The following is a 24,044-nucleotide window of genomic DNA, read 5'->3' on the forward strand; positions in this document are numbered from 1 at the left end:
CAAGGGGAACCGACTATGCAACCTATTCTTGAAAAACTGTATCGATCGGAGTCGATGAGCCAGGAAGAAAGCCAGCAGTTATTCAGCGCTATCGTGCGCGGTGAGCTGGAACCTAGCCAACTTGCGGCGGCCTTAATCAGCATGAAGATCCGCGGTGAGCACCCGGAAGAAATCGCCGGAGCTGCCAAGGCACTCTTGGCCGATGCTCTACCGTTCCCACGCCCGGACTATGCCTTCGCGGATATCGTCGGCACCGGCGGTGACGGCACCAACAGCATCAATATCTCCACGGCCAGCGCTTTTGTTGCCGCAGCCTGTGGGGTCAAGGTGGCCAAGCACGGCAACCGCAGCGTCTCCAGCCGTTCCGGTTCATCCGATCTGTTGGCCGCCTTCGGGATCCGTCTGGATCTGCCTGCGGAAGAATCCCGCAAGGCTTTGGATGAACTGGGCGTATGTTTCCTGTTTGCGCCGCAGTATCACACCGGTTTTCGCCATGCGATGCCGGTACGCCAACAGTTGAAGACCCGCACGGTGTTCAACGTACTCGGGCCGTTGATTAACCCGGCTCGCCCACCGTTGGCGTTGATTGGGGTCTACAGCCCGGAGCTGGTGCTGCCAATCGCCCAAACCCTGCGCGTATTGGGTTATCAGCGCGCCGCCGTCGTGCACGGTGGCGGTATGGATGAAGTGGCGATCCACACCACCACTCACGTCGCCGAGCTGAATGACGGCGAAATTGAAAGTTATCAGCTGACACCTAAATCTTTTGGGTTGGACAGCTACCCGCTGGGCTCCCTGCTGGGAGGGTCGCCGGAAGAAAACCGTGACATTCTGGCAAGGTTGTTACAAGGTAAAGGTGAGCCAGCGCACGCCGCGGCGGTCGCCGCCAACGTCGCACTGTTGCTGAAACTATTCGGACAGGAAGACCTGCGCCAGAACGCGCAGCAGGCATTGGAAATGATCCACAGTGGGCAGGCTTACCAGCGTGTCACTGCTTTGGCAGCAAGAGGATAAATGATGCAGGAAACCGTGCTCAACAAGATTGTTCGTGACAAGGCGCAGTGGGTCGCGGCACGTAAGCAACAACAGCCCTTAGCCAGCTTTCAAAACGAAATCGTGCCAAGCGAACGTAGCTTTTATCATGCGCTACAAGGCGCCAGAACGGCATTTATTCTCGAATGCAAAAAAGCCTCTCCTTCCAAAGGGCTGATCCGCGAGAATTTTGACCCGGTGGAAATCGCCTCGGTGTATAAGGACTTCGCCTCGGCGATCTCGGTGCTGACCGATGAGCAATACTTCCAGGGCAGCTTCGATTTTCTGCCGCTGGTGAGTAAAACCGTGACCCAGCCGGTGCTGTGTAAGGACTTTATGATCGACCCTTACCAAATCTATCTGGCACGTCACTACCAGGCCGACGCCATTCTGTTGATGCTGTCAGTGCTCGATGACGAACAGTACCGCCAACTTGCTGCGGTGGCACACAGCCTGAATATGGGCGTGCTGACCGAGGTGATAAGCGAAGAAGAATTACAGCGTGCGGTACAGCTGGAAGCCAAAGTGATTGGCATCAACAACCGCGATCTGCGCGATCTGTCTATCGATCTGGATCGCACCCGCACCCTGGCTCCAAAAGTGCCACATGGCGTGACGGTGATCAGCGAGTCCGGTATCAATAACTATCGCCAGATCCGTGAACTCAGCCGCTATGCCAACGGTTTTCTGATCGGTAGCGCATTGATGTCGGAGGCCAACCTGCGCAGCGCGGTACGCCGCGTGATCCTCGGTGACAACAAAGTCTGTGGCCTGACCCGGCCGCAAGATGCCGCCGCCGCTTATCAGGCAGGTGCCAACTACGGCGGTCTGATCTTCGTTGGCCGTTCCCCACGTAACGTGGACATTGCCCGCGCCAGGGAAGTGATCGCCGGAGCGCCGTTGAAATACGTGGGTGTTTTCTGTGATGCGCCCATCGCTACGGTAGCGCAAACTGCTGAGCGCCTTGGTCTGTATGCGGTGCAACTGCACGGAGCGGAAGACCAAGCTTATATTAACGCCCTGCGCGCCGAGCTGCCTGCCACCTGTCAGATCTGGAAAGCCTTGAGCGTAAAAGACAGCCTGCCCGCTCGCGATCTGCAACAGGTCGATCGTTACCTGCTGGATAACGGCGCTGGCGGTACCGGAGTTCGCTTTGACTGGTCGGTGTTGCAGGGCCAAACGCTGGACAACGTGATGCTGGCTGGCGGCCTGAGTGCAGACAACTGCCTAGATGCGGCCCAACTGGGCTGTGCGGGCCTCGATTTCAACTCTGGCGTAGAGAGCCAACCCGGCATCAAAGATGCCGAGCGTCTCGCGGCGGTGTTCCAGACCCTGCGCGCCTACTGATTGCGAACCTCATTTAACGGATAATAACGGGAAAAATAATGACGCTGCTTAACCCTTACTTCGGCGAATTTGGCGGTCAGTACGTGCCGCAAATTTTGATGCCAGCCCTGAAACAACTGGAAGAAGCCTTCGTCAGCGCCCAGCGTGACCCTGAGTTCCAGGCAGAGTTTATCGATCTGCTAAAAAACTATGCGGGCCGCCCAACGGCACTGACGCTGTGCAAAAACCTGACCGCCGGTAGCAAAACCAAACTCTACCTAAAGCGTGAAGATCTGCTGCACGGCGGTGCCCATAAGACCAACCAGGTATTGGGCCAGGCGCTGCTTGCCAAACGCATGGGCAAAACCGAGATCATCGCGGAAACCGGCGCTGGCCAACACGGTGTGGCCTCTGCGCTGGCGTGCGCCCTGCTCGGTCTGAAATGCCGTATCTACATGGGTGCCAAGGACATTGAACGCCAGTCACCTAACGTATTCCGTATGCGCCTGATGGGGGCTGAAGTGATCCCGGTGCACAGCGGTTCTTCCACGCTGAAAGATGCCTGTAACGAAGCGCTGCGCGACTGGTCTGGCTCTTACGATAAGGCCCACTACATGCTGGGCACTGCCGCAGGCCCACACCCGTTCCCGACCATAGTGCGTGAATTCCAACGCATGATCGGTGAAGAAACCAAAGCTCAGGTGCTGGAGCGTGAAGGCCGTCTGCCGGATGCCGTATTGGCCTGCGTTGGCGGTGGTTCCAACGCCATCGGCATGTTTGCCGACTTTATCGATGATGACAGCGTTGGCCTGATCGGCGTTGAACCCGCTGGCCTGGGGATCGAAACCGGCCAGCATGGTGCGCCGCTGAAGCATGGCAAGGTGGGGATCTACTTCGGTATGAAATCGCCGATGATGCAAACCTCTGAAGGCCAGATCGAGGAGTCTTACTCGATTTCCGCCGGTTTGGACTTCCCTTCCGTTGGCCCGCAACACGCCTATCTGAACAGCATCGGCCGCGCAGAATACGTGTCGATCACCGATGATGAAGCGCTGGAGGCTTTCAAAGCGCTTTCCCGCCACGAAGGAATTATCCCGGCGTTGGAGTCTTCCCATGCCCTCGCACACGCGCTGAAAATGATCCGTGAAGAGCCGCAGAAAGAACAGATCCTGGTGGTTAACCTGTCCGGCCGCGGCGACAAAGACATATTTACCGTTCACGACATTCTGAAAGCACGGGGAGAAATCTGATGGAACGTTATCAGCAACTGTTCAAACGGTTGGAAAATAATAAAGAAGGCGCCTTCGTGCCGTTTGTCACCCTCGGCGACCCAAACCCGACGCTATCGTTACAGATTATCGATACGCTGGTGGAGAACGGTGCAGATGCCTTGGAGTTAGGGATCCCCTTCTCTGATCCGTTGGCCGATGGCCCAACCATTCAAAGTGCAGCACTGCGTGCTTTCGCTTCTGGCGTTACGCCAACGCACTGTTTTGAAATGCTGACGGCAATCCGCCAGAAGCACCCTGATATTCCGATTGGCCTGCTGATGTACGCCAACCTGGTGTTCCACGGCGGCATTGACGCATTTTATCAGCGCTGTGCGCAGGCCGGTGTAGATTCGGTGTTGATCGCGGACGTACCTTTCGAGGAGTCCGCACCTTTCCGCGCGGCAGCAACTCGCCACGGCATCGCGCCAATCTATATCTGCCCGCCAAATGCGGATGAGGATTTACTGCGTGAAATCTCGTCCCACGGCCGGGGTTACACTTACCTGCTGTCACGCGCCGGGGTAACCGGGACGGAAAGCCGGGCGCAGTTACCGCTGCACCACCTGGTCAATAAGCTTCGCGAGTATCATGCGGCGCCACCGCTGCAAGGCTTTGGCATCTCTGAACCTTCACAGGTCAAGGATGCGTTGCAAGCCGGGGCCGCCGGGGCAATCTCCGGTTCGGCAATTGTTAAGATCATCGAACAGAATCAGGCACAACCGGCAGAAATGCTGGCCAAGCTGGGCAAGTTTGTACGTGAAATGAAAGCCGCTACCCGCGTTTAATCTCCCGCTCTCAATCACCGGATACTACGAAAGTATCCGGTGATAACACATTGTTTAGCCTCATTCTTGCCAAAGATATTTTTGCAAACAATTTGAACAAACCAGCAACCTGCCCCACAATCATATTTGCCGCTAAATATTCAGTGGCTCAGTGCATACGATTTCGTTAGCTGATTGAAATCAGCATTTAATTTCAACAATAACATTTGCAAGGAGAGTCATTTATGAAGCTATTTAAAACCCTTTCGGCGCTGTGCATGGCAGCTATTTTGGCGATGGCAGTTTCTGCCTGTGCTCCAACGGCAAAATCAGAGGGGACTGGCGGTTATATTGACGATACGGTCATCACTACCAAGGTGAAGTCAGCACTGCTGGCGGATAAAACCATCAAATCCACCGAGATTAGCGTCGAGACCTTTAAAGGCAAGGTTCAGTTAAGCGGTTTCGTCAGCTCTAGCGCCGATGCCAATCGCGCCGTTCAGGTGACTCGCGGCGTGGCAGGGGTTAAATCTGTCGAAAACGATATGCGCATTAAATAACTGAAGAGGGAGGCGCCGAACAGCGCCTCCTTTACTGCTGGCTTAGAAGCGGTAGCCTGCACCAAACATAAAGACAAATGGGTCCAGACGAGTGTCAATACTCTGATGTTGATCGCCAGCGTCGAAGCGTACCTTGGTTTCGATATTCATCCACCAAAGCGACATGTTCAACATCCAGTGCTCATCCAGGTTGTAATCCAGACCCGCCTGCCCGGCTACGCCCCAGGAATTTTTCAGATCCAGGTTGCTTAAACCCGCATCCTTGCCGTTGTCGTTGAATTTCTCGTCGAAGAACATGGTGTAGTTCACACCGATGCCCAGGTATGGACGCAGCTTGTCTTGCTTGTCGCCAAAGTAGTACTGCGCCATCAGCGTTGGTGGCAGTTGACGAACGGTTGCAATATCCCCGTTGACCGCTGGGCCACCCAGAGAAACTTTATGGCGGAACGGCGTTGCAGCCAGTAACTCGACGCCGATATTGTCCGTCACCATATAGCCAAAAGTCAGACCCAATTGGGTGTTGTTATTGGCGTTGAACGATCCTTGGCCTAAAACGTTGTCCGAACCTGCATTAGGACGAACTGTTGCAGTCCCTGCACGGAACAGGAAATCACCCGCTTGATGCGCGCTTGCTACCATAGGAGCCATCAGAGCCCCTAACACCACCAGAGTTGTCTTTTTCATTATCCATTCCATTTGTGTGGTTTACAGTCCCGATGAATATACCTATTAACAGGTATTTATGATCCCATCGAGATCACATCTTAAGTGTAAAAATTTAAAATCCCACCAAAAACAAAGCCACCTAAGGTGTTAATAAATCGATAATTGATCTGAATCAATAAACGCCTTTTGTTGCAAATATGATGCATGTTTGAATTTCTGTTACCGAAAAAAAGTTGCTAAAAAAAATGCCACTGCGTAATTTCATTATTCCTGTTGGTTTTGGTTGGGCCGGTAAGGAGTCGGTGGCAATCAAGATGAGCGAAATTCAAAATCCCTGCACCAGCTGCGGCGCCTGCTGCGGTTATTTTCGAGTATCATTCTATTGGGCCGAAGCGGAAGATGGCGGCGGCGTGGTACCTATATCCTTAACTGAACCCTTGAGCCCCTTTCTGCGCTGTATGCAAGGGACCAACAGCAAGTCACCACGCTGCACCTCGCTGGTAGGTGAGATTGGTCAGGCGGTGTCCTGTTCGATCTACCCCAATCGCCCCAGCCCCTGCCGCGAATTCGATCAATCCGGGGAAAACGGCCTACGCAATGAAGCCTGCGATCGGGCCCGTGAGCGCTACGGCCTGCCGCCCTTGCCGGTTCCCCTGCCATTATCATTGTCAGAGACCATAATCGCCCAAGAAATCAGCACAGTGCCATTCGCGGGGTGCCACAGCGGCGCGGAACAGGGTACAATCGCCCACTGATTTAACTACGTTCCCGACGCCAAGGAGTCTGCATGCCAAGCATGCCAATTACGGCCAACACGTTGTACCGTGACAGTTTTAACTTTTTCCGTAATCAGGTTGCCAGCATTGTGCTGTTGGCACTGCTGACCGCATTCATTTCTGTGCTGCTTAATCAGGCGTTTAGCCCCGATATTGAGCAGTTGAAGATCCTGACCGCGACGGAAAGTGATCTGGCCTCCAACGCCGGTGCCGGCATGGGGATCCAGGAAATCATTCAGCAAATGACGCCTGAACAGCAGATGGTGCTGTTGAAAGTGTCCGCCGCCGCGACGATTTCCGCTTTAGTGGGTAACGTGCTGCTGGTGGGGGGCATGTTGACGCTGATCCGCCTGGTTTCTGAAGGCCAGCGTACCAGTGCGCTACGGGCTATCGGGATATCTGCCCCGCTATTGCCGCGTTTACTGCTGCTGCTGTTTGTCTGCACCTTGCTGACCCAGCTTGGCCTGACGCTGTTTGTCGTGCCCGGTGTGATCATGGCGATCTCGTTCTCGTTGGCCCCGGTGATTTCCGTAGCCGATGGGAAAGGCATGTTTGCCTCACTGAAACTGAGCTGCAAGCTGGCCTTTGCTAACGCGCGGGTGATCGTACCGGCGATGATGCTGTGGTTGGCGGCCAAACTACTGGTGCTGTTTATGGTCAGCCACTTGTCGGTGTTGACGCCACACGTTGCCAGCATCGTTCTGACTGCATTAAGCAACCTGGTTTCTGCCTTACTGCTGATTTATCTGTTCCGGCTGTATATGCTGCTGCGGGACACAGCGCCCACTTCTGGCGTGTCCTTAGATAAAAGATAAATAGGGTCGGTTGACGTTTAAGGGCACGCTTTTAGCGTGCCCTTTTTATTTACTGTGCTGTGCCCGGTTCGGCCTGTTCCTTACTTTGTATCAGCTTGAGTGCCAGATAAAGGTCGGGCACCAGGATCAGATCCTTATCGCGCCCCACCTGATTGATACGGAACCAGCGCGTTAACTCGGTGCGCCGTCCGGCCAACACCAGCTTAACGTTACGCTGTAACAAGTCACGCTTTAACTCGTCAATGGCCGCCAGCACGCTGATATCCGCATGGGTAAAACTGGCCACCGCATCCACTACCACCCAACGTGGTTGGAACGGCGTACTGTCGACCAGATTGAGGATGCGCCGTTTGAAGTAAGCCACGTTAAAATAGGTCAGCGGGGAGTTAAAGCGGTACATCATCACGCCCTGCACCGCCTTCACCCCGTTGTTGTTGCCCATTGAGTGGATCATGCCTTCCTCATTGACCCCCAGCAGTTGCTCCGTGGGGCGGAACACGGTGCGCAGAAACTGCATCAGGCCAAGCAATACCGCTAAGCCAATTCCGCTGATCACCCCCACCAGCAGCACGCTGACGAAGGTGAAAGCTGCCAGCCTGAACGCCTGGGCATTGCGCTTGCGCAGGATCCAGATGCCGCGAATGTCGATCAACGACCAGGCGGCGTACATCAGCACCACGCCTAATCCGGCTACCGGAATAAATTGCAGCGGAGAAGTCAGGAACAGCAGCACAATGCCGATGACGATGGCGGCAATAATTGATACCAGTTGGCTCTTGCCGCCGTTGGCATCGTTTACCGCCGTACGCGAATCGGCCCCGCTGATGGCAAACCCTTGCGACAGCGCAGAAACAATGTTGACCAGCCCCAGCGCACGGAACTCCGCATCGGCATTGACCTCGTAGCCATTTTTCGCCGCAAAGCTGCGCGCCGTTAGCATCATGCTGACAAAGCTGACCACCGCCAGGTTGAGCGCCGGTATCACCATGTCACGCAGTAAGCCCGGCTGAAAATCCGGCCACTGAACGATAGGCAGCATGCCGCTGAAGCCCCCTACGGTAATAATACCGTGCTGCTGCAAATTAGCCGCCCAGGTGATGAAGGCGACCAGCACGATGGCAAACAACGGCGCAGGCCAGTTAGGCCGCAATTTTTTAACCCCCACCAGCATTGTCAGCGTAAGCAATGAAATGCCCATCGTCGGCCAATCGCTATGCAGAATGTTACCGGGCAAGGCATAAATACGTTCAATCAGCTGCGCCGGTGGCGTACCGAACCCCAGCACTTTGCCGATCTGATCGACAATGATGGTCACCGCTACGCCGTTCAGCAATCCGCTGAGGATCGGGCGCGAAAGCAGGTCTGCCAAGGCCCCGAGCCGGAAGCGGCTGGCCAGCAGACACCAAGCCCCCGTCATGGCGGTCATCATGATGGTGAGCTGCCAGTGCAGTTCCATACTTCCTGCGGCCAGCGGAGTCACCACGGCGGCGATCACCGCACAAGTGGCCGCATCCGGCCCAACAATCAACTGCCGGGACGAGCCAAAAATGGCATAGGCGATCATCGGTAAAATACAGGAGTAAAGCCCGACAACCGGGCTGACACCGGCCAATTCGGCATAGGCGATCGCCACCGGCAAAGCTACTGCTGCGACCGATAACCCCGCTCGAATATCCGGCTTCAACCAACTGCGTTCATATCCTAACAAATGCGTCAAACCGGGCGTCCACGCCCGCAGAGACTTCCACTGCATAGCTATTTTCCAGGGTAAATTATGCGGCTATTATTATGCTTAATATGCGTGGTACACCCAGCGCTTGCAAATAACCGAGGGTAACAATCGTAAGTTTATGCAAATTCTGGCGTTTACAGCAGCAATCTACCGGACGAACACCGATAATCTGCCCTTTAGTGCGATACACAGAGCGCGCCAAATCCGGTATAGTCGCCCGATGAACCTATGATGGATTGATTTATGAAGCAGTTTCTTGATTTTTTACCCCTGATTGTCTTTTTTGCCTTTTATAAGCTTTACGATATCTACGTCGCCTCGGGTGCCTTGATCGTCGCCACCGCCCTGGCATTGGTCTTTACCTGGCTGAAATATCGCAAGGTTGAGAAGATGACGCTGATCACCTTTGCCATGGTCGCCGTATTCGGCACCTTGACTCTGGTGTTTCACAACGACCTGTTTATCAAATGGAAGGTCACTGTCATCTACACCCTGTTCGCCCTGGCGCTGCTGATCAGCCAGCTGATCCTGAAAAAGCCGCTGATCCAACGCATGCTGGGTAAAGAGCTGACCCTGCCGGACAGCGTCTGGAACCACCTTAACATTGCCTGGGCCCTGTTCTTCCTGGCCTGCGGCTTGGCCAATATCTATGTGGCATTCTGGATGCCGCAGGACGTTTGGGTTAACTTCAAGGTATTCGGCCTGACCGTGCTGACGCTGGTCTTCACCCTGTTGAGCGGTATCTATATTTACCGTCATATGCCAGAAGAGCAGAAGAAATAATGACCGAACAACGACCTTTGCCTAGCGGTGAGCTGGTGCTGCGCACGCTGGCCATGCCGGCAGATACCAATGCCAACGGCGATATCTTTGGCGGCTGGCTGATGTCGCAAATGGACATCGGCGGCGCGATCCTGGCCAAAGAGATTGCCGAAGGGCGCGTGGTGACCGTGCGGGTAGACGGCATGACCTTTCTCAAGCCAGTCGCCGTGGGTGACGTGGTGTGCTGCTATGCCAACTGTATCCGCAGTGGCCGCAGCTCCATTACCATTAATGTGGAAGTTTGGGTCAAGAAGGTGTCTTCCGCCCCGATCGGCCAGCGCTACCGTGCAACAGAAGCGGTCTTTACCTATGTAGCGGTAGATGATGGCGGCAGCCCTCGTGCTCTGCCAGACGGTAAGATGAACTTCCGCGTTGGCGAGTAAGCCTACGTCAGATAGCAAAAAGGTCGCAAATGCGACCTTTTTTATTGCTTACTCAACCGTCGAACCTTCCATTTTGAAGACGATGGTCTTCGTCAGGTTCTGCGCGGCTTTGGCTTCATAACGCCATTTACGCATTGCCTGCTTCACTTCACGTTCGAACATATTACGTGGTTCCGCAGACAGAATACGCACGTTTGTGACCCGTCCATCGCTATCGACATCGAACTGAACCTTCACATTGCCTTCAATCTGCAATGCCAGGGCGCGCGGTGGATACATCGGCTTGCCAATACTCAGAGCTTTCGGCCCCAACTCACGGGAAGTTCCCGGCGCGGGTGCTGATGGCGCCTGTTTAACCAGTGCCTTGTCGAACGGCGAAGGTTCACGCGGTTCGCTCTTCTTCACTTCACGCTTGACCGGCTTTTCTACCTTCGGCTTCGGTTTTGGCTTCGGCTTGGGTTTCTCCGGCTCCGGCTTAGGAATGGCTACCGGTACTGGCGGAGGCGGCTCGGGCTCCGGGATCGGTTCTGGCTCAGGCTCAGGCTCAGGTTCTACCTGTGGCTCCGGTTCCGCCGCAGCCGGCGGTGGCGGTTCTGCCAGCGCGGTCATATTCACCATCATGACGCTGATAGGGGCATCTTCCTGCTTCGGCAGCTCCAACACTTCGTTGACGGAAGCGTAGAGCAAGGCGGCCACCAGGGCACTGTGCAAACCAACGGAGAGGACAATTGGCACGGAAATTCGGCGAATAAGGAACATTTTGTTTAGCGGCATAATGATTCTGTTTCCTCTGGTGCGCCAAGTTTAAATGCAAATAGCAATCATATTCAATAACGAAAGACAAACTATCGCTTTAATCGGCATCATTAGGCGCTAAAACCAGCAAACTCATAGGGATATTAACGTTTAATTAGCCTTTTATTGAGCTTTAATACGGATTGTTAACCATGTGTTCCCTCACTCGTCAATCGCAGCACACGCAGCTATCCTCAACGCGGTAATGAATTTTTATCTGGATTGGCATTCCCTTGTCACAGGTTTTGCGCTACTTTGTGATTACCGTTGTATGGCAATGATTTTAAAGGTGAAATATGCTTTATCTGATCTACGCACAAGACGTACCTGGCACGCTGAAACAGCGTATGGCGGTTCGCCCCGCCCATCTGGCTCGCCTGCAGGCACTGCGTGATGAAGGCCGGTTGGTGGTCGCTGGCCCTAACCCGGCTATCGATAGCAACGATCCTGGCCAGGCTGGATTTACCGGTTCTACCGTGATCGCCGAGTTCCCTTCGCTGGAGGCGGCAAAATCCTGGGCAGCACAAGACCCGTACGTGGACGCTGGAGTATACGGCGAAGTCACGGTGAAACCCTTCAAGCAGGTATTTTAAGCAAAAAAAAAGCCAGCACGGAGGTGGCTGGCTAAAAGTGGGTTCTTCGAGGGAATATCTTTATTCGCTAAACATACTCGCCACCCGGAGCGATCGCCATCTATCAGTGTGATAGGTCAACCATTGCGAGCCGTATCGTTAAGAACCCACTTTTGCAGATCGGTAAACATCGCTTCCCATTCCTGCTGAGTGATATCCATAAAGCCGAAGAAGCGCAGCATGAAGGCACCCTCGGTGGCCAGGAAGGCCAATCGCGCCTTTCTCCCCGCCTCGGTAGTCAGATCCAAACCTGCTATGCGGCTGCGATACCATTCTCGCGTACTGTCCAGGTGTTCTGGCGTCTGAATTAACGTCGCCATCAACCCGGCCGCCTTGGCGCTGGAAGCCTGATCGGAACTGCGGGTAGCCTGCATATGCGCCTGGACAATGGTTAATGGGTCCGGATCGCTGCCTGCGATATCGTCAAAAACCTGCTCATAAACCTTACCCCAACGGTCAAACATCGCATCGATGAGCGCATCTTTGCTACCAAAGCAATATTGCACTCCCCCCTTGGAGATCCCCATGGCTTTAGCCACCGAATCGATGGTCAACCCTGCCGCACCTTGGGTCGCCACAATCTCTTCTGCGGTATCCAGCACCTTGTCACGATCGATACTCCGTTGACGCCCCATTGAGAAAGCCCCTTTTCAATACGTACGTATGGATTTATATTATAGCAGTATACCACCGGTACTACCGGGTGGTTACCGTAAGGTGACGCAGCCGCGTCATCGGTTTACTAGGATACTCTTTATGCACGCCCAAAACCGCTGGCTGATCCTGGCAATGATCTCCAGTGCGCTATTTTTAATCATTACCGATATGACGGTGCTTTACACCGCGTTGCCGCGCCTGACCCAGGCATTGGATGCCACAGCCTCACAAAAGCTATGGATCGTTAACGCCTACCCGTTGGTGGTTGCTGGCCTGCTGCCCGGCGCTGGCATGTTAAGCGACCGTCTTGGCCACAAGAAAATGTTTATCGCCGGTTTGCCGGTCTTTGCCTTGGCCTCACTGTGCGCCGCGTTCTCCCCCAGTGCCGAGCTGCTCATTGCGTCACGGGCTTTCCTGGCCATCGGGGCTGCGATGATGATGCCAGCCACGCTATCCATTGTGCGCCACGTCTTTACCGATGAGCGTGAACGTGCGCTGGCGATTGGCATCTGGGCCGCCGTGGCCTCCGGCGCCGCCGCACTTGGCCCGGTGGTAGGCGGCGTTCTGCTGTCCTATTTCTGGTGGGGCTCGGTATTTCTGATCAACGTGCCGGTGGTGATGCTGGTTCTGCCGCTGGCGGTCTATCTGATCCCTCGTTGCGGTGGAGACAGTCAACGCCCCTGCGACTTTATCAGTTCGCTACAGATCATGTTCGGCCTGGTGGCGTCGATCTATGCGCTGAAAGAGCTGAGCAAACCCGCGTTCTCCCTGAGTTACTTCGCCATTGCGGCGGCGCTCGGTACGCTGTTCCTGACGCTGTTTGTCCGCCGTCAGCAGCGGTCGCAATACCCCATGATCGATTTCTCACTGTTCCGCAATCGGCTGTTTGCCAGCGGTGTCGGTGTGGCGATCGTTTCAATGATCGCGCTGATAGGGGTCGAGCTGGTGTTAAGCCAGCGGTTACAGTTGGTGCTAGGGATGACGCCGCTGCTGGCCGCGTTGTTTATTTTACCCATTCCAGTAGCCTCGGCTCTGGCTGGCCCGTTGGCTGGGGCCTTGCTACCGCGTTATGGCGAGCGATCCATGTTGGTTGGCGGCTTTATTCTCACCGCCTTAGGCATTGCGGGTGTCGCGCTGTGGTATCAAGGCAACGTCATTATGCAGTTGGTCTGCCTGTTTGTGGTGGGCTTTGGCCTCGGCGGTGCCATCACAGCCGCCTCAACGGCCATTATGCTCAACGCCCCGGAAGACAAGGCGGGCATGGTCGCCGCCATTGAAGACGTCTCGTGGGAGTTGGGTGGCGTGTTAGGCGTCACGCTGCTGGGCGGGTTGATGACGGCGGTCTATAGCCACAGCCTGATATTGCCTGCCAATCTTCCTGCAGGCGATCTCGCATATGACAGCATTGATGAGGCGCTACGGTTAGCCGGAAATATGGGCGCAGACAGCGCAGAAAGGCTGATCCAGCTGGCTAGAGGCGCCTTTGATCAGGCCTTTATTGCCGTGCTGATCGCCGCCGCATTGCTCACCAGCCTGAGCGCCGGTGTGCTAAAATTTGCTTTGCGCAAAAGGGCGCAGGTGTGAACTGAACCCCAAATGTTGGACAAACATCTGACATTTGGAGGTACAGTTCTGATGAAGTATTCACTTCAGTTCAAACTTGACGTTGTCCGGTACTATCTTGCCGGACTCGGCGGTCAAAAACAGACCGCTAAGAAGTTTTCTATTGCCCATGTCCAACTACGCAGATGGATTGCCGCTTATCAGCATCATGGGGAACAGGGGCTGCGGTTAGGACGCAAGCAACATTACACACCTGACTTCAGGCTCTCTGTTGTCGAATTCGCGCTTTTAAATCCGCTCTCTTTAGCGACAGTCGCCGCTAAATTCAATATTCCTTCTTACCTTACTGTGGAACGCTGGATTAAACTCTATCGGGAGAATGGGGCTGAAGCCCTCAACCTGAATAAGCGTAGTCGCCAAATGCGTCAGCATCCCAAAACCCCCCATGCCGATAAATCGCCTGATGAGTTGACCCCCGAAGAGATGCGGGAGGAAATCGAGTTTTTACGTGCGCAGAATGATTACATAAAAAAGTTGAGAGCCTTGATGCAACAGAAGGAAGCCCAGACTCGTCGAAAAGGGCAAAAATAATCAGAGCATTGAGGTCAGAACACCGTTTGGAGGTTTTGCTGTGGGCCGGAAAACTGCCGCGCAGTACGTATTACTATTGTTGTAAAAGCCATCAAGCACCGGATAAGTATGGTGAAACCAAGCAGCAAATAATGGCTGTTTTTAACGAGCATAAAGGCCGTTACGGCTATCGCCGGGTGACCAGTGTTCTTCGAAAGATGGGGGCTGTGCTAAATCATAAAACCGTGCAAAAACTGATGGTTGAGCTGCAATTGAAATCGCCCGTTCGCCGTAAAAAATACCGTTCGTACAAGGGACATGTCGGTAAAGTGGCCCCGAATACCTTGCAGCGCGATTTTACCGCTCTGGAGCCTAACCAAAAGTGGGTGACCGATATCACGGAGTTCCGGGTGGCGGATAAAAAGCTGTATTTATCGCCGGTACTCGACTTGTTTAACGGTGAAATCATTGCCTATGAGATGTCCCGTAAACCTGTGTTCAGTCTGGTAAAAACGATGCTGGATAAGGCGCTCAGTACGCTAAAAACGGAAGAAAAGCCGTTGCTGCACAGTGACCAAGGTTGGCACTATCAGATGGCGGCTTATCAGCATCAGTTGCAGGAAAATGGGATAGAACAGAGCATGTCTCGCAAGGGTAACTGCCTGGATAATGCGGTAATGGAAAACTTCTTTGGCCATCTGAAAGCTGAACTGTATTATTTACAACGCTTTGAGAGTGTGGAACAGCTGTCTGAAGAGATAGACATGTACATAGATTACTACAATAACCATCGTATCAAACAGAAGCTCAAAGGCCTGAGCCCTGTGGAGTACAGAACGCAGGCTTTGATGGTTGCTTAATTTTAAACCGTCCAACTTCTTGGGGTCAGTTCAGTGTAATTTAATCGATGAGGTTAAGTGGGCGCAGCATGCAGCGCCCCTACCCGATTAGCCAATTGATGAATGTAAGCAGCTTGAAAGATGGCGGGTAAATTGGTTTGAACGATTGAATTGATGCTTAGTAGCAACTTTAACCTTATGATAGATGCGGTTAACCTGTTTTGTATGGATATCAATCTAGATAATCGAAACAAATAATCAGGAGAAGATTATTATGGCAACGGCAAAGAAAGCGACCAAGACTCATATCGGCCTGGACACCAAACAATCAGCAAAACTCTCTGAAGCACTGAACGCCCTACTGGCTAACTACCAGGTGCTGTACATGAACGTGCGCGGCTACCATTGGAATATTTCCGGCCCGCACTTCTTTGAACTGCACGTCAAGTTTGAAGAAACCTACAATGACCTGCTGACCAAGGTGGATGAACTGGCAGAGCGTATTCTGACTCTGGGTTCACAGCCTCGCCACGCCTTCAGTGACTATCTGAAAACGGCGGATATCAAGGAAGACACCAATGTCACCGACGATAAAGGCACCCTGCGCGGCTTGCTGGAAGGTTACGCCATTTTGTTGCAACAGCAGCGCGAACTGCTGACGCTGGCCGCAGAGGCCGGTGACGAGGGTACCTCTTCGCTGATGAGCGATTACATCAAAGAGCAGGAAAAACAGGTGTGGATGTTGAACGCCTATCTGGGTAAATAACCCAGGTCCAGCCAATAGCAGAACAGCCCATAACGGGCTGTTCTTGTTTTACCACTCGTAAGCCACAACGAACAATAAGGCTCTGCGGTGTTGATCGTCCAAACGACGGCGAACACGAATGATATGCCGATTACTGCACGACTGGCGCTCTAACCAACGGTGCCTGCGCCGCTGGCTCTGCCGTAACATCCTCCAGCGGCCCACTTCATTTCTACTGCGTCTCATTTTACGTTACCCATCAATGCCAACCGCGGGCATTATATCCCTTTCAACGTACGATCCAAGTCGCCCTTTCACCACATTAGCTCTATCAGAGACGACAAAAAGTACGGTTTTTATTTTCAGCAAGTTCCTTTGGTCAATCATTTTTATGTAACTTAACTACCGAGAAAAGGTTTCACCTTTGTTGTTCTGTGCGTACACTCATTATTGGTGGCTTACCAACGGAAATTTTTGCCTTTATGACAACCTTTTATACCGTAATTAGTTGGCTTTTGGTGTTTGGCTACTGGCTGCTTATCGCCGGGGTCACATTGCGTATTCTGATGAAACGACGCACCGTGCCTTCGGCCATGGCCTGGCTGCTGGTGATCTATATTCTGCCCTTGGTCGGTATCGTCGCTTATTTATCCTTTGGCGAACTGCACCTGGGCAAGCGCCGCGCAGAGAGAGCCAAAGCCATGTGGCCCTCAACCGCTCGCTGGCTGAATGAGCTTAAAGGAAGCAGCCGGATTTTTGCTACCGAGTACAGTGAAGTGGCCCGCCCGCTGTTCCAGCTTTGCCACCACCGCCAAGGGATTGATGGCGTCAAAGGCAACCAGCTTCAGTTGCTGACGACCACCGATTCAACGATGAATGCCCTGGTGCGGGATATCGAACTGGCACGCCATAATATCGAGATGGTGTTTTACATCTGGCAGCCAGGTGGGCTGGTCGATCAGGTCGCCGAATCATTGATGGCCGCCGCACGCCGTGGCGTACATTGCCGTTTGATGCTGGACTCGGCTGGCAGCGTACAGTTCTTCCGCAGCCCTTATCCCAGCATGATGCGTAACGCCGGTATTGAGGTGGTTGAGTCACTCAAGGTGAACCTGTTCCGCGTATTCCTGCGGCGTATGGACCTGAGGCAACATCGCAAAGTGGTGCTGATCGACAATTACATCGCCTACACCGGCAGTATGAATATGGTCGATCCACGCTTCTTCAAGCAAGATGCCGGGGTTGGTCAATGGATCGACCTGATGGCACGCATGGAAGGCCCGGTGGCAACCACGATGGGTATCGTTTACGCCTGTGACTGGGAGATTGAGACCGGCAAACGCATTTTGCCACCGCCACCAGACGTGAATATCATGCCGTTTGAGCAGGAAAGCGGCCACACCATCCAGGTTATTGCCTCTGGCCCGGGATTCCCGGAAGAGATGATCCATCAGGCGCTGTTGACGGCGGTCTATTCCGCGCGTGAGCAGTTGATCATGACCACTCCCTACCTGGTACCAAGCGACGATCTGCTGCATGCCATCTGCACGGCTGCGCTGCGTGGCGTTGACGTCAGCATTATCGTTCCACGCGACAACGATTCAATGATGGTGCGATGGGCCAGCCGTGCCTTCTTCTCAGAGCTGCTGGAAGCGGGCGTGAAGATTTATCAGTTTGAAGGCGGGCTGTTGCACACCAAAAGCGTGTTGGTCGATGGCCAGCTCAGCCTGGTCGGCACGGTCAATCTGGATATGCGCAGCCTGTGGCTGAACTTTGAGATCACCCTGGTGATTGACGACAGCGGCTTTGGTGCCGATCTGGCCTGTGTGCAAGATGATTACATCGCCCGCTCGCAACTGCTGGATGCCGAGCAATGGTTGAAGCGCCCGTACTGGCACCGTCTGGTCGAACGCCTGTTTTACTTTTTCAGCCCGTTGCTGTAAAAGCGGCAACGAGCATGGTTTAATAGCCTCAAATCATTTGTTATCAGGATTTTTATATGGACTTGAATAATCGCCTTACCGAAGATGAAACGCTGGAACAAGCCTACGACATCTTCCTTGAGCTGGCAGGCGACAATCTGGATCCCGCGGATATTCTGCTGTTCAATTTACAGTTTGAAGAGCGCGGCGGTGCCGAGCTGTACGATCCGGCAGAAGACTGGCAGGAACACGTGGATTACGATCTGAATCCGGACTTCTTTGCCGAGGTGGTGATCGGCCTGGCGGACAGCGATGGCGAACCTATCAACGATGTCTTTGCCCGCGTGCTGATCTGCCGCGAGAAAGATAACAAGCTGTGCCACATTTTGTGGAAAGAATAAGCCGGTGAACGGTACAAAAAAACCTGCCAAGTGGCAGGTTTTTTATTATTAATCAATACATTACAACGGATCGACTTTCAAGCACGATACCGCATGACGGAAGCTGCCTTCCAGCAATGGGCGAGTTTTAGCGCACTCCGGCCCGGCAATCGGACAACGGGTGCGGAACACACAGCCCGAAGGCGGATTGATCGGTGATGGCAGTTCCCCTTCCAGCAGTTGGATCTGCTTTTCCTTCTCCTTGTCAGGATCCGGCACCGGAACCGCCGACATCAGTGCCTTGGTGTAAGGATGCTGCGGGTTATGATAGACCTCATCATAGGTTCCCAGCTCCACCGCATGGCCCAGATACATCACCAGCACCCGATCGGAAATGTGTTTAACCACCGCCAGATCGTGGGCGATAAAGATTAGCGATAACCCCATCTCACGCTGCAACTGCTGCAGCAGATTCACCACCTGTGCCTGGATAGACACGTCCAGGGCGGAGACCGGCTCATCACAAATCACCAGTTTCGGCTCCAGGATCAAGGCGCGGGCGATGCCAATACGCTGGCACTGCCCGCCGGAGAATTCATGCGGATAACGGTTGATCAGGTTCGGCAACAGGCCCACCTTCAACATCATCGCTTTGACCTTATCCTTCACTTCCTGACGCGGCATTTTCGGATTATAGGTACGCAGCGGTTCGGCGATGATCTCACCGATGGTCATACGCGGGTTCAGCGAGGCCAGCGGATCCTGGAAAATCATCTGAATATCGCTGCGCGTCTTGCGCCAGTCGGCATCGCTCATGCCCAGCAGATCTTTGCCCAACCAGGCAACGCGGCCACTGGTCGCCTTCACCAGGCCGATAATTGCCCGTGCGAAGGTGGATTTACCGCAGCCTGACTCCCCTACCACCCCTAGCGTTTCGCCTTCAAACAGGCGCACGGTGACACCGTCAACCGCCTTCAGGGTTTTCGGTGCCTGCCAGAACCACTGCTTGTCATCATGAATATCGAAGTGAACTTTCAGGTCTGCGACTTCCAGCAGCACTCTTTTATCGGTTGCGGTCATACCAACGCCTCCACCGGCTTGAAACAGGCGCGCAGGCGCCCCTCACCAAACTGCTCCAATGGCGGAGCACTCGCGCACTGCTCCATCGCATGCGGACAACGCGGCTGGAACGGACAGCCTTTCGGCAAACGCAGCAGGTTCGGCGGATTACCGGGGATGGTCATCAACGCTTCACCTTCAGCATCCAGACGCGGCACCGCGTTAAGCAGCCCGATAGAATATGGGTGGCTCGGATGATAAAACACATCGCGGGCGCTACCGTATTCCATGGTGCGGCCAGCATACATCACCAAAACCTTGTTACAGATCCCGGCAACCACGCCCAAATCATGGGTGATCATGATGATCGCCGTATTGAACTCACGCTTCAGTTCGTTAAGCAGCGTCATGATCTGTGCCTGCACGGTAACGTCCAGCGCGGTGGTTGGCTCATCGGCAATCAGCAGTTTTGGCCGACACAGTAACGCCATGGCGATCATCACGCGCTGGCGCATCCCGCCGGAGAACTCATGCGGATACATCCGCATACGCTTACGGGCTTCCGGCATTTTGACCGCATCCAGCATGCGTACCGATTCTTCAAACGCCTCGCTTTTGCTCATTTTTTTATGCAGCATCAGCACTTCCATCAGCTGCTCACCAACCCGCATATAAGGGTTCAATGAAGTCATCGGGTCCTGGAAGATCATCGAGATCTCTTCGGCCCGCAGCTTGTTGAGCTGGCTTTCTGGCAGATTGAGAATTTCACGGCCGTTGAATTTTGCCGAGCCACCGATGCGGCCATTGCTGGCCAGCAGGCCCATCAACGCAAATGCCGTCTGTGACTTGCCGGAACCCGACTCCCCGACGATGCCCAGGGTTTCACCCGCGCGCAGATCGAAATTGAGATCGTTCACCGCGGTAACATCGCCGTCTGGCGTACCGAACGTTACACGCAGATCTTTGACGTCCAGCAGCAGTCCGTCTTGTGGTTGAGAATTAATGCTCATGGTTGCACTCCTTAACGATCTTTCGGGTCGAGGGCATCACGCAGGCCATCGCCGATAAAGTTGAAACAAAACAGAGTGATAACCAGGAAACAGGCTGGGAACAGCAGCAACCACGGTGATACTTCCATTGAGTTGGCGCCATCGCTCAACAATGCGCCCCAACTGCTCAACGGCTCCTGAGTACCTAGCCCCAGGAAGCTGAGGAAGGATTCAAACAGGATCATGCTCGGCACCAGCAGCGAGGCGTATACCACCACCACGCCCAGTACATTTGGCACGATATGCCGCAGGACGATATTGCGAGTCGATACGCCGCACACCAGCGCTGCTTCGATAAACTCTTTACGTTTCAGGCTGAGCGTCTGCCCGCGCACAATACGCGCCATATCCAGCCACGACACCATGCCGATCGCCACAAAGATCAGCAGGATGTTTTGCCCAAAGAAGGTCACCAGCAGGATCACAAAGAACATAAACGGGAAGGAGTTCAGGATCTCCAGCAAACGCATCATCACCGAGTCGGTCTTGCCGCCCAGATAGCCAGAAAGTGAACCGTACAAGGTGCCCAATACCACGGCCACCAGCGCCGCAGCAACCCCCACCATCAGCGAGATACGCCCACCAATGGCCACGCGCACCAGCAGGTCACGCCCTGAGGAATCGGTACCGAAATAGTGCCCGGACTCCAGGTTAGGCGCGGCAGACATCATGGCCCAATCGGTGTCATCATAAGCAAACTGCGACAGCCAGGGGGCACAGATCACAAACAGGGTGATCAGCGCTAACACAAACAGGCTGGTCACCGCCGCACGGTTGTGCATAAAGCGGCGGCGAGCGTCCTGCCAAAGACTGCGCCCTTCAACTTCCAGCTGTTCGCTGAAGTTTTCCAGAGCTTCGCTGTTCTTTTTCGTCAACATCTTGCGTGCTCCAGCTTAGTAACGGATTTTCGGATCGATCACGGCATATAGCACGTCGACGATCGCGTTAAACAGGATGGTCAAGCCGCCGACCAGAATGGTCAGGCTCAACACCAGCGAATAGTCACGGTTCAATGCACCGTTAACGAACAGTTGACCAATTCCTGGCAGGCCGTAAATAGTCTCAATCACCATCGAACCGGTGATAATCCCAACAAACGCTGGCCCCATATACGACAGCACCGGCAGCAGCGCAGGTTTTAATGCGTGACGCAGAATGATGCGGCGCATCGGCAAACCTTTGGCACGGGCGGTACGGATAAAGTTGGAGTGCAGCACCTCAATCATCGAGCCACGGGTGATACGCGCGATGCTGGCGATATAGGCCAAAGACAGCGCCACCATCGGCAGGATCATGAACTTCAGCGCCCCACCGTTCCAGCCTCCACCGGGCAACCACTTCAAGGTAATGGCGAAAATCAGCACCAGTAAAGGGGCCACGACAAAGCTGGGGATCACCACACCGGTCATGGCGAACCCCATCACCGTATAGTCCCACTTGGTATTCTGATTCAACGCGGCAATAACCCCAGCGCTCACCCCCAGCACCACCGCCAGAACAAAAGCGGCAAAACCCAGTTTGGCTGAAACGGGAAACGAAGCCTTGACCAGGTCATTAACCGAATAATCTTTGTATTTGAATGAAGGGCCAAAATCGCCCTGCGACAGCTGCACCAAATAGTGTCCGTATTGTTTCCAGATCGGATCGTTAAGGTGATATTTGGCTTCAATGTTGGCCAACACTTCGGGTGGCAGCGCACGCTCACCGGTAAACGGGCTGCCGGGTGCGAGGCGCATCATAAAGAAAGAGATGGTAATAAGTATAAATAGTGTCGGGATCGCCTCTAACAGGCGACGAAAGATAAATTTAAGCATTGCCCTAGCCCTGTGCTTCAGCCTGATAACGGCTTATTGTCTTGAAATGGGCCGGCGACCTATGCCGCCAGCCCTTGCCGCATCAATGTTTGATGATGTACAGGTTTTTGTCGTAAACGTTATCCAGTGGATCTTTGCCTGAGTAACCACCCACGTAAGGTTTCACCAGGCGAGCATTCACATAGTAATAAAGCGGAACGATGGCAGAGTCTTTATCCAGCTGAACTTCGGCTTTCTGATACAGATCGGCACGCTCTTCTTTGGTTTTCGCCGTCAAGACGTTGCCCATCAGCTTGTCGAATTCTGCGCTCTTATAGTGCGGGGTGTTACTGCTGCTGTCGGACAGCATCATGTTCAGGAAGGAGCTTGGTTCGTTGTAGTCCGCACACCAGCCAGCACGTGACACGTCATAGGTGCCCTGATGGCGTGTATCCAGGAAGGTTTTCCACTCCTGGTTCACCAACTTCACGTCCACGCCCAGGTTTTTCTTCCAGATAGACGCAGCGGCAATGGCCAGTTTCTTGTGCAGATCGGAGGTGTTGTACAACAGTGAGAAGGTCAGCGGTTTACCAGGGCCATAACCGGCTTCGGCCAGCAGCTTCTTGGCTTCTTCGTTACGCTTTTCCTGCGTCCAGCCAAACCATTCTGGCGGGGTCAACTTGGCACCATCGGTGTAAGGAGGAGTAAAGCTGTAAGCTGGCAGGTCGCCCTGGTTCTTCACCTTGTTGACGATGATATCGCGATCCATCCCCAGCTTCAGCGCTTCACGTACGCGAGCATCGGTGAACGGGGCTTTCTGGTTGTTGATTTCGTAGTAATAAGTACACAGGTAAGGATCGACGTGCACTTCGTTCGGGATCTCTTTCTTCAGCTTCTGGAACAGTTCGATCGGCATGTTGTTATAGGTCATGTCGATTTCGCCGGTGCGATAGCGGTTGACGTCGGTGACTTCTGACGCGATCGGCAAGAAGGTGACTTTATTAATGACGGTTTTGGCGTTATCCCAGTATTGCGGGTTACGTTCCAGCACGATACGTTCGTTAACTACCCAGTCTTTCAGCTTGTACGCGCCGTTGCTGACGTAGTTCTGTGGCAAGGTCCACTTCTCACCAAACTTCTCTACCGCTTCTTTATTCACCGGCTTCATGGCGTAGTGCGGAGTCATTTCTACCAGATACGGCACCGGCTCGGTCAGCGTTACCTGGAAGGTATGATCGTCGATGGCCTTGACGCCCAACGTCGATTTGTCTTTCTTACCCGCGATGATGTCATCCACGTTTTCTACATGAGCATATTGCAGATAGCTGGCATAAGGTGAGGCGGTTTTCGGGTCAACCAAACGCTGCCAGCTATACACGAAATCTTGTGCCGTTACCGGCTCACCGTTCGACCATTTGGCGTCTTTACGCAGATGGAAGGTCCACACTTTAAAATCTTTGTTATCCCAGCTTTCTGCGACACCCGGCACCACTGAACCGTCCAGGCTGTTATTTGCCAGACCTTCAATCAGATCGCGAGTGACGTTGTTTTCAGGCACGCCTTCGATCTTGTGCGGGTCAAGGGATTGTACTTCGGAACCGTTGTTCTTGACGATTTCCTGCTTGTCTGCCAGCTGAACGCCCGCTGGCACATCGGCCGCAAAAGCAGTTCCTGCCACCGTCAAGCCTAGCGCCGCAATAATGCCTGCTGCCAGCAGGGACTTCTTCGTGATGTTGGTCATGTGGTTAAACTCCAGTTTTTATTATCACAACTCCGTCGTGGGAGCTGCGTTGCCCGTTAACCGGGGGTTGCTTTGGCTGGACGTTGTGGAACGAAACGACGCTGCCTTTCCTGTGTATTACCGGCTGCTATCACCGCCGGTAACACCCTTCA

At 53.9% G+C, this 24,044-nt stretch carries 25 protein-coding genes; 15 read left to right on the plus strand and 10 right to left on the minus strand.

Translation table 11 applies throughout. From position 1 onward, the window contains the following. The first annotated feature begins 15 nt into the window (after nt 1–15). The 5 genes from trpD (at nt 16) to KGP17_RS14020 (ending at nt 4,953) form a co-directional block, all read left to right on the plus strand. Complete coding sequence (gene trpD, locus KGP17_RS14000) at nt 16–1,014, plus strand: anthranilate phosphoribosyltransferase (protein ID WP_021181251.1); 999 nt, start codon at nt 16–18, stop codon at nt 1,012–1,014. Nucleotides 1,015–1,017: 3 nt separating this feature from the next. Beyond that, nucleotides 1,018–2,379: a bifunctional indole-3-glycerol-phosphate synthase TrpC/phosphoribosylanthranilate isomerase TrpF gene (gene trpCF / locus KGP17_RS14005; RefSeq protein ID WP_179247624.1), complete on the plus strand. Its 1,362-nt coding sequence runs from the start codon at nt 1,018–1,020 to the stop codon at nt 2,377–2,379. 38 nt (nt 2,380–2,417) lie between these two features. Further along, the gene (gene trpB, locus KGP17_RS14010) at nt 2,418–3,608 is read left to right on the plus strand and encodes a tryptophan synthase subunit beta (RefSeq protein WP_021806583.1); all 1,191 of its coding nucleotides are present in this window, start codon (nt 2,418–2,420) and stop codon (nt 3,606–3,608) included. After that, nucleotides 3,608–4,414 (plus strand): tryptophan synthase subunit alpha, encoded by an 807-nt coding sequence (trpA, locus tag KGP17_RS14015; RefSeq protein WP_059200957.1) that lies wholly within the window; start codon nt 3,608–3,610, stop codon nt 4,412–4,414. The genes trpB and trpA overlap by 1 nt, the downstream gene beginning before the upstream one ends. A gap of 224 nt (nt 4,415–4,638) precedes the next feature. Next, nucleotides 4,639–4,953: a BON domain-containing protein gene (locus tag KGP17_RS14020; RefSeq protein ID WP_021806585.1), complete on the plus strand. Its 315-nt coding sequence runs from the start codon at nt 4,639–4,641 to the stop codon at nt 4,951–4,953. Nucleotides 4,954–4,995: 42 nt separating this feature from the next. Here the strand turns inward: KGP17_RS14020 and ompW are convergent, their stop codons facing one another. Beyond that, complete coding sequence (gene ompW, locus KGP17_RS14025) at nt 4,996–5,637, minus strand: outer membrane protein OmpW (protein WP_021806586.1); 642 nt, start codon at nt 5,635–5,637, stop codon at nt 4,996–4,998. Nucleotides 5,638–5,933: 296 nt separating this feature from the next. Here ompW and KGP17_RS14030 point away from each other — a divergent pair, with 296 nt between their 5' ends. Further along, nucleotides 5,934–6,374: a YkgJ family cysteine cluster protein gene (locus KGP17_RS14030; protein ID WP_024529249.1), complete on the plus strand. Its 441-nt coding sequence runs from the start codon at nt 5,934–5,936 to the stop codon at nt 6,372–6,374. 41 nt (nt 6,375–6,415) lie between these two features. Continuing rightward, nucleotides 6,416–7,210 (plus strand): YciC family protein, encoded by a 795-nt coding sequence (locus KGP17_RS14035; RefSeq protein ID WP_039996069.1) that lies wholly within the window; start codon nt 6,416–6,418, stop codon nt 7,208–7,210. A 49-nt stretch (nt 7,211–7,259) separates the two neighbouring features. Here KGP17_RS14035 and KGP17_RS14040 read toward each other — a convergent pair whose 3' ends face one another. After that, nucleotides 7,260–8,963 carry a SulP family inorganic anion transporter gene (locus KGP17_RS14040; protein WP_059200958.1) on the minus strand — a complete coding sequence of 568 codons (1,704 nt, stop codon included), beginning with the start codon at nt 8,961–8,963 and terminating at the stop codon, nt 7,260–7,262. 222 nt (nt 8,964–9,185) lie between these two features. Between KGP17_RS14040 and KGP17_RS14045 the strand changes: the two genes are divergently transcribed. Both KGP17_RS14045 and yciA read left to right on the plus strand, forming a co-directional pair. After that, nucleotides 9,186–9,725: a septation protein A gene (locus KGP17_RS14045; RefSeq protein WP_021181242.1), complete on the plus strand. Its 540-nt coding sequence runs from the start codon at nt 9,186–9,188 to the stop codon at nt 9,723–9,725. Further along, nucleotides 9,725–10,147 carry an acyl-CoA thioester hydrolase YciA gene (gene yciA / locus KGP17_RS14050; RefSeq protein ID WP_021181241.1) on the plus strand — a complete coding sequence of 141 codons (423 nt, stop codon included), beginning with the start codon at nt 9,725–9,727 and terminating at the stop codon, nt 10,145–10,147. Before KGP17_RS14045 ends, yciA begins: the two co-directional genes overlap by 1 nt. Before the next feature lie 48 nt (nt 10,148–10,195). Here the strand turns inward: yciA and tonB are convergent, their stop codons facing one another. Beyond that, entirely contained in the window at nt 10,196–10,921 is a 726-nt protein-coding gene (gene tonB, locus KGP17_RS14055; protein ID WP_223497777.1) for a TonB system transport protein TonB, read from the minus strand. Nucleotides 10,922–11,238: 317 nt separating this feature from the next. Between tonB and KGP17_RS14060 the strand changes: the two genes are divergently transcribed. After that, on the plus strand, nt 11,239–11,535 hold the full coding sequence (locus KGP17_RS14060; protein WP_223497778.1) for a YciI family protein: 297 nt from the start codon (nt 11,239–11,241) through the stop codon (nt 11,533–11,535). Between the two features lie 116 nt (nt 11,536–11,651). Here the strand turns inward: KGP17_RS14060 and KGP17_RS14065 are convergent, their stop codons facing one another. After that, nucleotides 11,652–12,209, minus strand: a complete 558-nt coding sequence (locus KGP17_RS14065) for a TetR/AcrR family transcriptional regulator (protein WP_021806592.1) — start codon at nt 12,207–12,209, stop codon at nt 11,652–11,654. Nucleotides 12,210–12,330: 121 nt separating this feature from the next. On the opposite strand from KGP17_RS14065, the gene KGP17_RS14070 reads away from it, so the two are divergent. From KGP17_RS14070 to KGP17_RS14080, 3 genes are all read left to right on the plus strand, one after another. Next, nucleotides 12,331–13,815: an MFS transporter gene (locus KGP17_RS14070; RefSeq protein ID WP_223497779.1), complete on the plus strand. Its 1,485-nt coding sequence runs from the start codon at nt 12,331–12,333 to the stop codon at nt 13,813–13,815. 48 nt (nt 13,816–13,863) lie between these two features. Further along, nucleotides 13,864–15,224 (plus strand): IS3 family transposase gene (locus tag KGP17_RS14075; protein WP_371822183.1). Its coding sequence is split into 2 segments (ribosomal slippage): nt 13,864–14,379 and nt 14,382–15,224, totalling 1,359 coding nucleotides; the frame shifts between segments, so codons are not numbered across the junction. A gap of 253 nt (nt 15,225–15,477) precedes the next feature. Next, the gene (locus KGP17_RS14080) at nt 15,478–15,969 is read left to right on the plus strand and encodes a Dps family protein (RefSeq protein ID WP_021181236.1); all 492 of its coding nucleotides are present in this window, start codon (nt 15,478–15,480) and stop codon (nt 15,967–15,969) included. Nucleotides 15,970–16,017: 48 nt separating this feature from the next. On the opposite strand, the gene KGP17_RS14085 is transcribed toward KGP17_RS14080, so the two are convergent. Continuing rightward, nucleotides 16,018–16,194, minus strand: coding sequence for a YciY family protein (locus KGP17_RS14085; RefSeq protein WP_004945296.1), 177 nt, complete (start codon nt 16,192–16,194; stop codon nt 16,018–16,020). A gap of 236 nt (nt 16,195–16,430) precedes the next feature. Between KGP17_RS14085 and cls the strand changes: the two genes are divergently transcribed. Both cls and KGP17_RS14095 read left to right on the plus strand, forming a co-directional pair. Then, entirely contained in the window at nt 16,431–17,891 is a 1,461-nt protein-coding gene (gene cls / locus KGP17_RS14090) for a cardiolipin synthase (RefSeq protein ID WP_021806594.1), read from the plus strand. A gap of 56 nt (nt 17,892–17,947) precedes the next feature. Then, on the plus strand, nt 17,948–18,271 hold the full coding sequence (locus KGP17_RS14095; RefSeq protein WP_021181235.1) for an HI1450 family dsDNA-mimic protein: 324 nt from the start codon (nt 17,948–17,950) through the stop codon (nt 18,269–18,271). A 60-nt stretch (nt 18,272–18,331) separates the two neighbouring features. Here KGP17_RS14095 and oppF read toward each other — a convergent pair whose 3' ends face one another. The 5 genes from oppF to oppA form a co-directional block, all read right to left on the minus strand. Then, on the minus strand, nt 18,332–19,330 hold the full coding sequence (gene oppF / locus KGP17_RS14100) for a murein tripeptide/oligopeptide ABC transporter ATP binding protein OppF (RefSeq protein ID WP_021181234.1): 999 nt from the start codon (nt 19,328–19,330) through the stop codon (nt 18,332–18,334). Beyond that, a complete protein-coding gene (locus tag KGP17_RS14105) occupies nt 19,327–20,319 on the minus strand; it encodes an ABC transporter ATP-binding protein (protein WP_021806595.1) in 993 nt (330 codons plus the stop codon). The genes oppF and KGP17_RS14105 overlap by 4 nt, the downstream gene beginning before the upstream one ends. A gap of 11 nt (nt 20,320–20,330) precedes the next feature. Beyond that, the gene (gene oppC / locus KGP17_RS14110; RefSeq protein ID WP_021181232.1) at nt 20,331–21,236 is read right to left on the minus strand and encodes an oligopeptide ABC transporter permease OppC; all 906 of its coding nucleotides are present in this window, start codon (nt 21,234–21,236) and stop codon (nt 20,331–20,333) included. Nucleotides 21,237–21,251: 15 nt separating this feature from the next. Further along, nucleotides 21,252–22,172: an oligopeptide ABC transporter permease OppB gene (oppB, locus tag KGP17_RS14115; protein WP_021181231.1), complete on the minus strand. Its 921-nt coding sequence runs from the start codon at nt 22,170–22,172 to the stop codon at nt 21,252–21,254. Nucleotides 22,173–22,254: 82 nt separating this feature from the next. Continuing rightward, nucleotides 22,255–23,892, minus strand: coding sequence for an oligopeptide ABC transporter substrate-binding protein OppA (gene oppA, locus KGP17_RS14120; RefSeq protein WP_094981329.1), 1,638 nt, complete (start codon nt 23,890–23,892; stop codon nt 22,255–22,257). Between the last annotated feature and the right edge of the window lie 152 nt (nt 23,893–24,044).

This window comes from Serratia sp. JSRIV001, from assembly GCF_019968745.1.
Taxonomy (GTDB): Bacteria; Pseudomonadota; Gammaproteobacteria; order Enterobacterales; family Enterobacteriaceae; genus Chania; species Chania fonticola_B.